Genomic DNA, 13901 nt, shown 5'->3' with positions numbered 1-13901 from the left:
TTAAAAAGTATCTAATTTTGAAATGATTATTAAAACGATAAAGCGATGAAAAAGTTAATTACAATTTTATTTATTGGCGTAATGAGTTTAGGGCTTAATGCTCAAGAAAAAGTAGCCAAAATTGAATTTAAAACTGATGTTATAGATTATGGAACTATTGAAAAAGGATCTAATGGCGTACGTACATTTGAATTTACAAATACAGGTGATGCACCTTTAATTATATCTAGTGTAAAATCTACTTGTGGATGTACAGTACCAAAAAAACCAAAAGGACCAATTATGCCAGGAGAAACTGGAGAGATTGAAGTTAAGTACGATACAAATCGTGTTAACCCAATTAGAAAGACTATTACTGTAATATCTAATGCTGAAACACCAACAGTAGCCTTAAAAATCAAAGGTTTGGTTGTTGACCCGAGTAAAACTAGCGTTTTAGATAAACAAGGAAAAAGTACTGTAGAACAGTAAAAGTTATAATTATATATTAATTAGAAGAGTCTTCAGTTTGAAGGCTCTTTTTTTTAAATACATCATCAAGTTGAAATTTAAAATAAAGAAGTTGACCATTTCGGTCAACTCGCAATCTTAAAACAGTACCTTTTTTGTCGTAAAAAAATTGGTTGACTTGTTGTAATGTTAAGTCACTTGTCTCTTTTCCATTTATTGCAATGACAACATCATCAATTTTTATACCTGCTGCTTTGGCATTAGAGTTTTCTCTAAGCTCAACAACTTGAAAATTAGGTTTTAAAACAAATTTGTATTTGTCTATTAAATCTAATCCTACACTACCTTCAACTTTTCTACCATAACCATCTTTACGTACAGTTTTCTGTAATTGTTTTGCTACTCTAAAACCTAATTGCTCCAATACAATACCACTATTATTATAGTAAAAATTAGATTTAAAAGCAGAATTCTTTTTTAACCAAGCTCTATTGTTTTTATAATCCAAAAACCAATTAAAGCGTTTTAAAAGATTACCTGAAATACTTCCATTTCGTTTTGTATTTCTTCTTGCAAACGCTAGATAACTTGAATCCGGATAAGCCACATTTACGTTCTCTAATTCAAAACCAGTCAAAACAAACGTATCTATTTTTGAGCGTTTTCCATAAACAGGTCCACTAAGACCTTTACCTAAAAAGTCTTCAAAATAGAATTGAGTAGGAACGGTAATATTAAATTTACTCTTTTCAAATAACCAAAGCGCATCACTGCTTCCTGTATCCATTAAAAGTTTCACAGACGTCTCTTTGCCATCTGTTGTCACCAAAGCATCCAAGTATGGTTTTTTATTAATAATTTCTATTGGAATCAAGCGTCTACTTTTGCTCGTTTTCAATTTAAAGTTATCTGGTTTATAGAGTTTAATAAACTTATTATTATAATTTATTTCGACTACAAAATCTTTAAAAATATCATATCCTATAATGCCATGTACTGGTACGCCAAGTCGGGGTGTAAAATTAATACTTGGGTCAAAAACCATTGAAATTTCTTTGTTTACGGCAATTGCTTCGCCTATCCTTAAAATATTTCCTTTTGATTTTATGGCACTAATAACTCCATCTTTACCTAATCCTCTTAAAAATGAGCGTTGAGTATTCTTAATTTGCAACGAATCTAAATTTGCAATGTTAAATAAAATTGGTTTACTGACTCCAGTATCTAAAACAAAAGATAATTCCACACCATTTAATTGCACAGGCATTACAATAATGTTATTAATCAATTGAAATTTTATTTTAGAACTTTTGTTTTTAGACATATTAAAAGAGCCTTGTCCAAAGCAACAAACGTTTAAACAAAAACAAAAAATGAGTAATAAAAAAGTCTTATAAATATTCATTAAATTAAAAATACAATTCTACTAGTAAAACATTAATTTTGTTATGTATTTTTTAATAAACTTTAAGAAACAAAACTAAAAACTGCTATGCCTAAAATTTCTGAAAAAGGTACAAAAATGCCATCATCACCAATACGAAAATTGGTACCATATGCTACTCAAGCCGAAAAAGAAGGAAAAACTGTATACTATCTCAATATTGGTCAGCCAGATATAAAAACGCCTCAAGTAGCTTTAGACGCTGTTAAGGTTCACTCTTTAGATATTTTAGCATACACAAGGTCTGAAGGTTCTGAAGATTATCGTAAAAAAATTGCCGCCTATTACGCTAAAAACGATATTAATGTCACTCATGACGACATTATTGTTACTACTGGCGGAAGTGAAGCCTTGTTGTTTGCCTTTGGAAGTATAATGGATAAAGATGACGAAATTATTATTCCAGAGCCATTTTATGCAAACTACAATGGGTTTTCAATTGCATCAGGTGTTAATGTTGTTCCTGTAATTTCAAAAATTGAAGATAATTTTGCATTACCTCCAATTGAAGAATTTGAAAAATTAATTACATCAAAGACTAAGGCAATTTTAATTTGCAATCCTGGCAATCCTACGGGTTATCTTTATTCAAAAGAAGAAATTAGACAACTTGCAGATTTAGTTGTAAAGCATGATTTGTTTTTAATAGCAGACGAAGTATATCGCGAATTTGTTTACGATGGTATTTCGCACTATTCAATATTGCAAGAAGAAAAATTAAAAGAACATGCCATAATTATAGATTCGGTTTCTAAACGCTATAGCATGTGCGGCGCTAGAATTGGTTATTTAGTTTCAAAAAACAAGGAGTTTATTCAAACAGCATTAAAATATGCGCAAGCACGATTGAGTCCGCCAACTTTGGCCCAAATTGCAAGTGAAGCAGCTTTAAACACACCAGATTCTTACTTTAAAGAAGTAATAGAAGAATACGTTGATAGACGAGATACTTTAATTACCGAATTAGAAAAAATTGAAGGTGTCAAAGTTGCCAAACCAAATGGTGCATTTTATTGTATTGCTGAGCTTCCAGTAAAAAATTCTGATAAATTTGCACAGTGGCTTTTAGAGTCGTTTAATTTTGAAAATGAGACCGTTATGGTAGCACCTGCAGCTGGTTTTTATTCGTCTCCAGATGTAGGTCTAAACCAAATAAGGATTGCATACGTACTTAAAGAAGAAAGCCTAAAAAAAGCAGTAAATATTATTGCCGAAGCTCTTAAAGTTTACAAAGATTAAATGATGATTCAAAAAAACGTTTCACTAAAGCCTTACAACACTTTTGGTATTGATGCCATTGCAAAAAGCTATGCAAATATCACCAGTGTTAAAGACTTGAAAAACGTTTTAAAATCTTATGCTTTAGAACCACTCTTTTTTCTTGGTGGCGGAAGTAACATGTTACTTACCAAAGATATTAATGCCCTTGTACTTCATCTCAATCTAAAAGGTATTTCTATAGTTGAAGAAAATGAAAACTATGTCATTCTTGAAGCTAAAGCAGGAGAAAATTGGCATGATTTTGTAATTTATTGTATTGATAATAATTATGGAGGTGTAGAAAATCTATCCTTAATTCCAGGTAATACAGGCACTGCTCCTATTCAAAATATTGGTGCATATGGTGTGGAATTAAAAGATGTTTTTCATTCGTGTAAAGCGATAAATATTGCAACCCAAGAAGAAAAAATCTTCAGTAAAATGGATTGTAATTTCGGTTACAGAGAATCGGTTTTCAAACAAGACTTAAAAGGAAAATATATCATAACAAGCGTAAATTTAAAACTCACCAAACGCAATCATAAGCTTAGTTTAGATTACGGAGCCATAAAGAATCAGCTTGAAAGTTTTGAAGTTAACAATCCGACTATAAAAGACATTTCTGATGCGGTCATTGCGATAAGACAAAGCAAATTACCGGACCCAAAAGAAATCGGCAACAGCGGAAGTTTTTTTAAAAATCCCGTAATTTCTGCTTCAGACTTTAAAATTTTGCAAAAAGATTTTCCAGACGCACCGCATTATGTGGTTTCAGATACCGAAATAAAAGTACCTGCCGGATGGTTAATTGAAACCGCAGGTTTTAAAGGCAAACGTTTTGGAGACTATGGTGTCCATAATAAACAAGCCTTAGTTCTCGTTAATTATGGAAACGCTTTAGGCAAAGAAATATTCGCTTTAGCGCAACTTATACAAACAACTGTTGAACGAATTTTCAATATAAAAATAGAGACCGAAGTAAATATTATTTAATTTTAGGTGAAACCTAACATCCTAAACTAAACTTAATTTGAGCCAAAATATAGAGCAACGTATTATAAAACTTCTTCAGCGAAAAGACAATTACGCGCTGAATTTGTTATACGAAAACTATTCGGATAGTTTATACGGTGCTATTCTCAAAGTTACAAGAAATGAAGAAATTGCAGAAGACGCTTTGCAAGAAACATTTATAAAAGTTTGGAAAAATGCTCATAAATACGATGAGTCTAAAGCCAAACTATTTACATGGCTTTTTCGTATTGCCAGAAACACTGCCATAGATAAACTAAGAAGTTTTAATAATAGATTTCATAAAGAAGTCCAAATTGATAAATCTAACGTATATATATTGCCTGGAACAAAGTTAAACCAAGATGTCATAGACATTAAAGAACACGTGGCTAGGCTAGAAAAAAAATATCAAATTGTACTCAATGCCTTATTTTTTGAAGGTATGACCCAACAAGAAGCTAGTGACGAGTTAGACATACCGCTAGGAACAGTAAAATCTAGACTAAAAATAGGCTTAAGAGAGCTAAAAAAAGTTTACGATTTTTAATTAAAATGTTATGAAAGAAAATATTAAATCATTTTTAGATTCGGGCTTACTAGAGCGTTATTTGGTAGGCGATACTTCTATAGCTGAAAATTTAGAGGTCGAAAATAAAATTGATAACAATCCTGAAATTGCAGAAGCTTACGATAAACTTCAGACTAATTTAGAGATTGTAGCAAAAGCAAATGCTGTCGAAGCACCTTTAGGTGTTTTAAACAAAATCTTACTTGATACAAGAGAAGAATCCAAAGTTATTGTTATGCCAAGGCAAAAAACACCTTGGTATAGCATAGCTGCAAGTGTTGCAGCCGTTGCTTTTGGCATGTGGAGCGTTTTCCTATATCAAGAAAATAAAGCGCTTAATAGCGAAAACAATGTAGTAGTCGATGAAATTTTTGACCTGAGAGATGATATTCAAAATAACAACTCAAAGTTAGATGCATTGGCTATACAACTTCAAAAATTAAATGATCCTGACGCTCAAAAATATTTATTAGAAGGTGATAGAAACCTTAAAACAGTAGCATACATAAATCCTATTGAAAAAACATCGATGATTGATGTGGTATCATTACCAAAATTGTCAGAAAATCAGCAATATCAACTTAGAGCAGAACTAGAAGACCGCATGGTTAGCTTGGGTTATTTAGAAGATTATCAACGTGAGTTAAAACCAATTCCATATATGGAAGAAGCAGTTGCGCTTAATATTGTTATCGAGGACAAAAGTGAGAACGCAAATAACAAATTTACGGAGGTCGCTGAAATTTCATTAAAAAAGAAATAAATTCTAATTTTTATAACATTAATCCGCTTATTAAAACTAAGCGGATTTTTTTGTTTTAAAATCTTATCTTTGCAGAAATAAATTTCACCATAGTATTATGAAATTATTTCTTATCGTTTTAGGACTTTTATTATTAGCCGTTGCCGGAATAGCCATTAAATTATGGGCAAAAAAGGATGGCGAATTTGCAGGCACGTGTGCCAGTCAAAATCCAATGCTTAATAGAGAAGGTGAAGCTTGTGGCTTTTGCGGAAAATCACCAGACCAATTCGATAGCTGCTCTGAGCCGCAACATTCATAGTCTGTAAATGACTATTTTTTTTACCGTACTTTTTTATACTTTCCTTGTAACATCTGCCATTCAGGTAGCGTATTACATTGTGTTTTTAAGTTGTTTTGCCGTAAAAAAACCTTCAAAAACCCAAGGCCATGATATTAGTGTTTCTGTAATTATTTGCGCTAAAAATGAAGCTGAAAATTTAAAAAAGAACTTACCATCATTTCTCAATCAAGATTACAGAAACTTTGAACTCGTTCTCATTAACGACAGCTCATCTGACGAAACTTTTGAAATAATGGAAGCTTTCGCAGAAAAACATAACAATATTAAACTAGTTAATGTAAAATCTATTGAGCCGTTTTGGGGCAATAAAAAATATGCATTGACTTTGGGCATAAAAGCAGCAACTCACGAATTTCTTTTGTTTACAGATGCAGACTGCAAACCAGTTTCTAACCGGTGGATTAAAGAAATGAGTAGTCATTTTAATAACAAAGCGTCGATTGTTCTAGGCTATGGTGCTTACAAAAAAGTGAAAAACTCTTTTTTGAACAAGCTTATTAGGTTTGAAACTCTGATGACTGCCATTCAGTATTTTTCGTACGCAAAAACAGGAAACCCTTACATGGGAGTTGGTCGTAACTTAGCGTACAGAAAAGAGCAGTTCTTTAAACAAAATGGATTTATCAACCATATGCAAATTCGGTCTGGAGATGACGATTTATTCATAAACGAAACGGCGAACAAAAAAAACACTGCAATTTGTTACAGTGAAAACAGTTTTACAATTTCAGAACCAAAACATAGTTTTAACGATTGGATAACTCAAAAAAGAAGACACATAAGTACAGCTAAACACTATAAATTTTTAGACAAATTTTTATTAGGCACGTTTTACATAAGTCAAATTTTATTTTATACGCTTTCTATTATTTTACTAATAACTATTTTCCAATGGAAAATAGTGATTTCTGTTTTGGCTTTACGCTTTACTCTACAGATTTTTACGATTGGTTTTTCTGGAAAAAAACTCAATGAAAAAGACCTAATTTATTTTGCACCATTTTTAGAAATTTTCTTAATCATCATGCAATTGGTTATATTTAGTGCTAATCTCATTTCAAAACCTAAGCATTGGAAATAAAAGAAGCCATACAACTCGCAAAAGAGAACAATCAAACTGCGTTTAAATTTTTACTAGATACCTACTGGAATGACGTTTATGGCTTTCAACTTAAACGTACCGAAAACGAAAACGATGCTGAAGATATCACCATTCAAACATTTTCGAAAGCTTTCGATAAAATTGAAACTTACAACGATAAGTATGTTTTTAAAACTTGGCTCATCACCATATCAAAAAATATTCATATTGATTTAATTCGAAAATATAAATCTTCTATAAACAGCAAAATCAATTCGAAGGATGATGATACCGTTTATGATATTCCGGATGAATCGCCAACACCTGAAGACAAACTCATCAGAAAACAGAACCTTGCACGTTTGCTTCGCGACATTAAAAAGTTAAAACCACATTACCAAGAAGTGATTCATCTTCGGTATTTTCAAGAATTAAGTTATAACGAAATTTCCAATGAGCTTAACGAACCGATGAATAACATAAAGGTAAAGCTACTACGTGCAAAAAAGCTATTAGCTCAAATATTAACCAAACCAAATGCTAGCTAATTTAAAAAAATTAGGTCCAGGATTGTTATTTGCTGGTGCTGCAATTGGCGTTTCGCATTTGGTACAGTCTACAAGAGCTGGAGCAGATTTTGGTTTTGGATTGGTCTGGGCTTTGCTATTAGTAAATGTATTTAAATACCCATTTTTTAGATTTGGTCCACAATACGCTATTGCAACCAAAGAGAGTTTAATTGACGGCTACAAGCGCTTGGGAAAATGGGTGTTTGTTATTTATTTTCTTCTGACTTTTGCCACGATGTTTACCATACAAACAGCAGTTACTATTGTTACGGCTAGTTTAACATCGTATGTGATTTTTGAATTCCAATCTGTTGAAATAGGTAATTTTATTCTGAATAGCGTTCAAATTTGGACAATTATTATTCTGCTGTTTTCTGCTGCAATTCTCATTATTGGTCGTTATAAATTGCTGGACCGATTGATGAAAATCATTATCATCACCTTAACCATTTCAACATTAATTTCTGTTTTTGCTTCTGGTATAAATACTGAACAACCTTTCGATTTTACTCAAATATTTCCTGACCAATCCAAATGGGTGTTTTTAATTGCTTTTATGGGTTGGATGCCAGCGCCGATGGACATTTCGGTTTGGCATTCGGTTTGGTCTTTAGAAAAACAAAGAGAGACTGAAATGCTTGACGTGAAATCTTCTATTTTCGACTTTAATATTGGTTACGTTACTACATTAATTCTCGGACTTGGGTTTTTAACTTTAGGAGCTTTGGTCATTTATAATTCTGATGAAACCTTACAAACTTCTGCTGCAGGATTTTCTGCTCAACTGATTCAAATGTACACCAGTAGTTTAGGAAATTGGGCTTACTCAATTATTGGTATTGCTGCAATAACTACAATGTTTAGTACAACGTTGACAACCTTTGATGGGTCACCAAGAGTTCTCGAACGTACAACGGCTTTGCTATCTAATTTCAAAATAGAACGCAGTTATAACTTTTGGCTTTGTGTTCTGTTTTTAGGAACAATAGGCATCTTTTTCTTTTTAAGTTCTAATCTTGGCACTTTAGTAGAAGTCGCCACAATTTTATCATTCTTAACGGCGCCATTTTATGCTATTGCCAATTACAAATTAATAAGCGCAAAGCACGTTCCTAGAGAACATCGTCCAAAACGAAACATACATATTTTAAGCTGGTTGGGCATTGTTTTTCTCATCGGTTTTGGTGTTTGGTTTGTCACTACACTTTAAGTCTTTTTTTAGTTTTTACTTCGTATCTTTGTTTTATTGAAAAAGAAAATAAATGGAGACGAAAACTGTATCTAATATATTACCAGAACGTAAGCCAAAATGGTTGAGAGTTAAACTCCCTACTGGAAAAAAATACACCGAACTTAGAAGTCTTGTAGATAAGTACAAATTAAATACTATTTGCACCTCTGGAAGTTGTCCAAATATGGGCGAATGTTGGGGAGAAGGCACAGCTACATTTATGATTTTAGGTAATATCTGCACGCGTTCATGTGGTTTTTGCGGGGTAAAAACTGGACGACCAGAAACCGTAGATTGGGATGAACCAGAAAAAGTGGCGCGCTCTATTAAAATTATGGGAATTAAACACGCGGTACTCACCAGTGTGGACCGAGATGACCTTAAAGATATGGGAAGCATTATGTGGGCAGAAACTGTAAAGGCAGTCCGAAGGATGAATCCTAATACAACTTTAGAAACTTTAATTCCAGATTTTCAAGGTATCGAAAGACATATTGATAGAATTGTGGATGTTGCTCCAGAAGTGGTATCTCATAATATCGAAACGGTTCGTCGTTTAACTCGCGAAGTACGTATCCAAGCCAAATACGATAAAAGCATGGGTGTTTTAAAATATTTAAAACAACAAGGTCAACGCCGTACAAAATCTGGTATTATGCTAGGTTTAGGTGAAGCTCGAGAAGAAGTAATTCAGACATTGTATGATTTAAGAGAAAACGAAGTAGATGTTGTAACGATAGGACAATACCTTCAACCAAGTAAAAAACACTTACCGGTGCAACGGTTTATAAATCCTGATGAATTTGAAGAATACAAAGAAATTGGATTAAACCTTGGTTTCCGCCATGTAGAAAGTAGCGCTCTTGTACGCTCATCATACAAAGCTCAAAAGCACATTAATTAATGATTAAAGTAGCCATAAATGGTTTTGGCCGTATCGGAAGACGCTTTTTTAGATTAGCGCTTCAACATCCTGATATAAAAATTGTAGCTATTAATGATTTAGCAGATGCTAAAACATTAAGTCATTTACTAAAATACGATAGTATTCATGGCGTTTTAAAAAAAACAATTAGACATAATAAAAGTGAAATTATTGTTGATGAAGCTTCGTTTCCGCTTTTAAATGAAAAGAATATTTCTAATATAAATTGGTCGGTTTTTCAACCAGATTTTGTTTTAGAAGCAACAGGAAAATTTAAAGAAAAACAGCAATTACTTCAACATATTTCAAACGGTGCAAAACAGGTGATTTTGTCTGTTCCACCAGTTGAAGATGATATTAAAACTATTGTTTTAGGTGTTAATGAAGATACACTTGATGGTACAGAAAAAGTAATTTCTAACGCATCATGCACCACAAACAATGCGGCGCCTATGATAAAATTGATGCACGAAAATTTTGGCGTCAAACAAGCCTACATTACAACTGTTCATAGCTATACAACCGACCAAAGTTTACACGATCAACCGCATAGAGATTTAAGACGTGCACGCGCCGCAGGACAATCCATTGTACCAACTACAACTGGAGCAGCAAAAGCATTGACTAAGATTTTTCCAAATTTGGAAGATGTTATTGGTGGTTGCGGAATACGCGTTCCTGTTGCAAATGGCTCTTTGACAGATATTACTTTTAATGTCGAAAAAGATGTCAACATAGAAACTGTTAACTTATTATTTAAAAAAGCATCACAGACTAATTTAAAAGGGATTTTACAATATACTGAAGACCCTATAGTGTCAATAGATATAGTTGGCAATCCACATTCTTGCATTTTCGATTCTCAAATGACTTCGGTAATTGGTAACATGGTAAAAATCATTGGTTGGTACGATAATGAAACAGGTTATAGTCAAAGACTTTTAGACCTAATTAGCGATTTATCGAAGAAAAATGCACTTTTGTCGGATAAATAATTATATTTGTTCAGATAAAATGTGTTTAAGTGTCACAGATAAAAAATATATTACTTGTACTTTTTTTGCTTTTAGGCATAACCACGTATGCTCAAAATTTAAGTAGAGCAGAACAAGAAAAATTAGAATTAGACCTTGAACAAGCACTCAAGCAGGCTGAGTTATGGACAGACCGTGGAGAATACTTCAGTGCCATAGAAAAGTTAAACGAAGCTATAAGTATTGCGCAACAATTTAACAATCAGCAATCGGAAGGAATTATCTACACTAAAATTGGCCGATTATACTTTTTTATAGATGAACCTGAAAAAGCCATTTCATATTTAACTAAGGCCATAACTGTTCAGCGAGAAATCGACGATAAAATAAATTTAGGCCTAACTTACAACATACGTGGTGTTATTCAATCTAACTTAGAAGATTACGACTCTGCGCTTAAATTCTTTAATTCTGCAATAGACAATTTTATTGCGGCCGAATCAGAAAAATATCAAGCGGATGTAAATCTTAATGAAGCCCGTGTTTATTTAAAACTTAACCAAATAGATAATGCACAAGCCAAGTTAGACCGTGCTATTTTTATTGCAAAAAAGCATGATTTACATCGAACATTAAGCAGTAGCTACATTTTTAATGCTAAAGCATTTATTGCTAAAAAGGATTACAATTTAGCGCTAGACCAAGCAAAATTAGGATTAGACATGGCTAATGAACATAAACTTGTTGAAAACAGAAATGATGCATTTTTAACACTTAGTAAAATTTATCAAAATAAAAACCAATTTAAGTCAGCTAATATGTATTTAAATAAGCATATGAATTTGTCTGACTCAATTTTAAGTATTCAACGAGAAGAAGCTTTGTCTGGAGGAAATCTTAAATACTTAAACGCTTATAAAAAAGCAGAAAACCAACAACTGAAAGACCAAGAAACTGAGGCTGAAGGCGATGGTAATTTGGCAAGAATTACTACAATTTTAAGTATCTCTTTAATAACAATCTTATCGTTGTTAACCTTGTCATTATACAAAAACAATAATATCCGTTTGCGAACAAACAATATGCTTCAAATAAAAAACGATGAACTTATTGTAGCAAAAGAAAAAGCAGAATTAGCGTCTAAAACGAAAGCAAATTTCTTATCGACAGTAACACACGAGTTAAGAACACCTCTATATGCGGTTACTGGCTTAACAAATTTACTGCTAGATGAAGAACCTAAAGAAAAACAAATTCCGCATTTAAAATCACTTAAATTTTCAGGTGATTACTTATTAACTTTTATTAATGATATACTTCAAATAAATAAGATTGAAGCCAATAAAGTAGAGCTAGACCCAGAAGATTTTAATTTAAAAACAAAAATCGAAAATGTTATTGCCGCTTTAAATAATTCTGCACACGATAATAAAACTCAAATTCACTTTAATTACGAAGAAAACTTACCAGAAAATTTTATTGGCGACCAACTAAAAATTTCCCAAATTTTAATTAATCTTTTAGGTAATGCTATAAAATTTACCCAAGATGGAGACATTTGGGTAGATGTAAAGAAAACATCCTCTGATGGTGATATTTACCAATTACATTTTGAAATTAGAGATAACGGTATAGGAATTTCCAAAGAAAAACAAGAACAAATGTTTGAGAGTTTCTCGCAAGGCTCTATACAAATCAACAGAAAATATGGTGGTACAGGCTTAGGATTGTCCATAGTAAAAGGATTAATAAAAATCTTAAAAGGAAAAATTTGGATGAAAAGCCAATTAGGACAAGGCACAAGTTTCTTTTTTGAATTGCCATTGAAATATGTTGAAGTTAAAAAGAAAATTGAACAACCAAAAGAGAGCAAACATTTAGAAAATATTAAAGCATTAGATTTAGAGAACATGAAAATTTTAGTGGTTGAAGACAACAAAATTAATCAGATGATTACCAAGAAAATCTTAAATAAAATGGGATTAACTTGCGAAATTGTTGACAATGGCGAAGATGCCGTTGAAAAAGTTAGAGAAAACGAATACAATGTAGTATTAATGGACATACATATGCCAGGAATCAGTGGCTTAGAAGCAACTAAACGTATTCGTCAGTTTAATCAAGAACTTACCATTTTTGCTTTAACAGCAGTAACTTTAGAAGATAAAATGCAAGAGTTTGATGATGCTGGATTCAATGATATCATCTCAAAACCCTTTAAACAAGAAACGTTTGAGAAAAAATTATACAGTGCGCTTTCTGGTGAAGAAGCAACTGCTTAATTTACATTATCAAAAATCAATTTATTAAATTCTAAAGGCTTATCTAAAACCACTTCAATTGGTAAGTAAAACAACTTCTTTTGGAGACTTTCAACTTCAAACAAACGCATAAAATCTTTTTCTGTAGTAACAATAAGCTCTTGCTTTTCGAGCAATTCAATATCTTTTAGTGTAAAATTGTAATGATCACCATATTCTAGATGATGAAAATCCAAAGTATTCGAATTTAAATAATTTACTAATGGATTTGCATTTGCAATACCTGTAACTAAAGTAAATTTTGGTAATTCTAATAACGATTTTGTTTCGATTGCAGAATTTACATGTTCAGTATATTTTATTCCACTGAAAAACACATGTTGATGCGCTTTAGGTTTAATTTGTTTTATAATAGCTTCTTTTTCAATATCGTTTATAGTTTCAGGACATTTTGTAACCACAATGATGTTTGCCCTATCTGCGCCAGATTTTGGTTCTCGTAAATTTCCTGTTGGCAAAACAATATCCTTTGTGTATAAATTGTAATATGCCGTTAATAAAATATTTAATCCCGCTTTTACTTTTCGGTGTTGGTAGGCATCATCTAATAAAATAACTTCTGGTTGAGGCTTTAATTTTCGGAGTTCTTTAATACCGTTTTGTCGATTTTCATCTACAGCAACATATATATCTTCAAACTTGTTATAAAACTGAAACGGCTCATCACCAACCATATCTACATTAGCACTAGAATCTGCTACCAAAAAACCTTTAGTTACGCGTTTATAACCACGACTCAAGGTTGCAACTTTCTTTTTTTCTGAAAGTAATCTAATTAAATACTCAATCATGGGCGTTTTTCCTGTGCCGCCAGTACTTAAATTACCAACACAAATCACAGGGAAATCGTATGATTTTGAAGGTTTAATACCTGAATCGTACAAGCGATTGCGCAGCCATGTTACTAAAAAATAAATGGGCACAATAGGAAATAAAAGGATTCTAAGAATTTTCATTA

General features: G+C 32.2%; 14 protein-coding genes. 12 read left to right on the top strand and 2 right to left on the bottom strand.

Annotated features, from left to right (window positions below; translation table 11 throughout):
- Window positions 1-45: 45 nt before the first annotated feature.
- The gene (locus ACFQ1Q_RS08165) at window positions 46-471 is read left to right on the top strand and encodes a DUF1573 domain-containing protein (protein ID WP_386129782.1); all 426 of its coding nucleotides are present in this window, start codon (window positions 46-48) and stop codon (window positions 469-471) included.
- Window positions 472-487: 16 nt separating this feature from the next.
- On the opposite strand, the gene ACFQ1Q_RS08160 is transcribed toward ACFQ1Q_RS08165, so the two are convergent.
- Window positions 488-1774 (bottom strand): retropepsin-like aspartic protease, encoded by a 1287-nt coding sequence (locus ACFQ1Q_RS08160; protein WP_386129780.1) that lies wholly within the window; start codon window positions 1772-1774, stop codon window positions 488-490.
- Between the two features lie 168 nt (window positions 1775-1942).
- Between ACFQ1Q_RS08160 and ACFQ1Q_RS08155 the strand changes: the two genes are divergently transcribed.
- The 11 genes from ACFQ1Q_RS08155 to ACFQ1Q_RS08105 all read left to right on the top strand — a co-directional run bounded on the left by ACFQ1Q_RS08155 (window position 1943) and on the right by ACFQ1Q_RS08105 (window position 12904).
- Window positions 1943-3133, top strand: coding sequence for a pyridoxal phosphate-dependent aminotransferase (locus ACFQ1Q_RS08155; protein ID WP_386129779.1), 1191 nt, complete (start codon window positions 1943-1945; stop codon window positions 3131-3133).
- Entirely contained in the window at window positions 3134-4147 is a 1014-nt protein-coding gene (gene murB, locus ACFQ1Q_RS08150) for a UDP-N-acetylmuramate dehydrogenase (protein WP_386129777.1), read from the top strand.
- A gap of 37 nt (window positions 4148-4184) precedes the next feature.
- Window positions 4185-4715 (top strand): RNA polymerase sigma factor, encoded by a 531-nt coding sequence (locus ACFQ1Q_RS08145; RefSeq protein WP_386129775.1) that lies wholly within the window; start codon window positions 4185-4187, stop codon window positions 4713-4715.
- Window positions 4716-4725: 10 nt separating this feature from the next.
- Window positions 4726-5499 carry an RNA polymerase subunit sigma-70 gene (locus tag ACFQ1Q_RS08140; protein WP_386129773.1) on the top strand — a complete coding sequence of 258 codons (774 nt, stop codon included), beginning with the start codon at window positions 4726-4728 and terminating at the stop codon, window positions 5497-5499.
- 97 nt (window positions 5500-5596) lie between these two features.
- Window positions 5597-5800 carry a membrane or secreted protein gene (locus tag ACFQ1Q_RS08135; protein ID WP_386129771.1) on the top strand — a complete coding sequence of 68 codons (204 nt, stop codon included), beginning with the start codon at window positions 5597-5599 and terminating at the stop codon, window positions 5798-5800.
- A 7-nt stretch (window positions 5801-5807) separates the two neighbouring features.
- Window positions 5808-6923, top strand: a complete 1116-nt coding sequence (locus ACFQ1Q_RS08130; RefSeq protein ID WP_386129769.1) for a glycosyltransferase — start codon at window positions 5808-5810, stop codon at window positions 6921-6923.
- The gene (locus ACFQ1Q_RS08125) at window positions 6914-7471 is read left to right on the top strand and encodes an RNA polymerase sigma factor (RefSeq protein ID WP_386129767.1); all 558 of its coding nucleotides are present in this window, start codon (window positions 6914-6916) and stop codon (window positions 7469-7471) included. The genes ACFQ1Q_RS08130 and ACFQ1Q_RS08125 overlap by 10 nt, the downstream gene beginning before the upstream one ends.
- Window positions 7461-8702, top strand: coding sequence for an NRAMP family divalent metal transporter (locus tag ACFQ1Q_RS08120; protein WP_386129765.1), 1242 nt, complete (start codon window positions 7461-7463; stop codon window positions 8700-8702). Before ACFQ1Q_RS08125 ends, ACFQ1Q_RS08120 begins: the two co-directional genes overlap by 11 nt.
- Before the next feature lie 52 nt (window positions 8703-8754).
- A complete protein-coding gene (gene lipA, locus ACFQ1Q_RS08115) occupies window positions 8755-9627 on the top strand; it encodes a lipoyl synthase (RefSeq protein WP_386129763.1) in 873 nt (290 codons plus the stop codon).
- Window positions 9627-10643 carry a type I glyceraldehyde-3-phosphate dehydrogenase gene (gap, locus tag ACFQ1Q_RS08110; protein ID WP_386129761.1) on the top strand — a complete coding sequence of 339 codons (1017 nt, stop codon included), beginning with the start codon at window positions 9627-9629 and terminating at the stop codon, window positions 10641-10643. The genes lipA and gap overlap by 1 nt, the downstream gene beginning before the upstream one ends.
- Before the next feature lie 29 nt (window positions 10644-10672).
- The gene (locus ACFQ1Q_RS08105; RefSeq protein WP_386129759.1) at window positions 10673-12904 is read left to right on the top strand and encodes a tetratricopeptide repeat-containing hybrid sensor histidine kinase/response regulator; all 2232 of its coding nucleotides are present in this window, start codon (window positions 10673-10675) and stop codon (window positions 12902-12904) included.
- Here ACFQ1Q_RS08105 and lpxK read toward each other — a convergent pair.
- Window positions 12901-13899 carry a tetraacyldisaccharide 4'-kinase gene (gene lpxK / locus ACFQ1Q_RS08100; protein ID WP_386129757.1) on the bottom strand — a complete coding sequence of 333 codons (999 nt, stop codon included), beginning with the start codon at window positions 13897-13899 and terminating at the stop codon, window positions 12901-12903. The two genes, ACFQ1Q_RS08105 and lpxK, sit on opposite strands and share 4 nt — an antisense overlap.
- Window positions 13900-13901 lie beyond the last annotated feature (2 nt).

The sequence above is a fragment of the Winogradskyella litorisediminis genome (assembly GCF_042675765.1).
Classification (GTDB): domain Bacteria; phylum Bacteroidota; class Bacteroidia; order Flavobacteriales; family Flavobacteriaceae; genus Winogradskyella; species Winogradskyella litorisediminis.
This window is presented reverse-complemented; position numbering and strand designations above follow the sequence as displayed.

What these genes read in the sequence shown, in the direction of transcription:
- ACFQ1Q_RS08165 (WP_386129782.1), top strand. Translation starts at nt 46, where the DNA reads ATGAAAAAGTTAATTACAATTTTATTTATTGGCGTAATGAGTTTAGGG.
- ACFQ1Q_RS08160 (WP_386129780.1), bottom strand. Translation starts at nt 1,774, where the DNA reads ATGTCTAAAAACAAAAGTTCTAAAATAAAATTTCAATTGATTAATAAC.
- ACFQ1Q_RS08155 (WP_386129779.1), top strand. Translation starts at nt 1,943, where the DNA reads ATGCCTAAAATTTCTGAAAAAGGTACAAAAATGCCATCATCACCAATA.
- murB (WP_386129777.1), top strand. Translation starts at nt 3,134, where the DNA reads ATGATGATTCAAAAAAACGTTTCACTAAAGCCTTACAACACTTTTGGT.
- ACFQ1Q_RS08140 (WP_386129773.1), top strand. Translation starts at nt 4,726, where the DNA reads ATGAAAGAAAATATTAAATCATTTTTAGATTCGGGCTTACTAGAGCGT.
- ACFQ1Q_RS08135 (WP_386129771.1), top strand. Translation starts at nt 5,597, where the DNA reads ATGAAATTATTTCTTATCGTTTTAGGACTTTTATTATTAGCCGTTGCC.
- ACFQ1Q_RS08130 (WP_386129769.1), top strand. Translation starts at nt 5,808, where the DNA reads ATGACTATTTTTTTTACCGTACTTTTTTATACTTTCCTTGTAACATCT.
- ACFQ1Q_RS08120 (WP_386129765.1), top strand. Translation starts at nt 7,461, where the DNA reads ATGCTAGCTAATTTAAAAAAATTAGGTCCAGGATTGTTATTTGCTGGT.
- lipA (WP_386129763.1), top strand. Translation starts at nt 8,755, where the DNA reads ATGGAGACGAAAACTGTATCTAATATATTACCAGAACGTAAGCCAAAA.
- gap (WP_386129761.1), top strand. Translation starts at nt 9,627, where the DNA reads ATGATTAAAGTAGCCATAAATGGTTTTGGCCGTATCGGAAGACGCTTT.
- lpxK (WP_386129757.1), bottom strand. Translation starts at nt 13,899, where the DNA reads ATGAAAATTCTTAGAATCCTTTTATTTCCTATTGTGCCCATTTATTTT.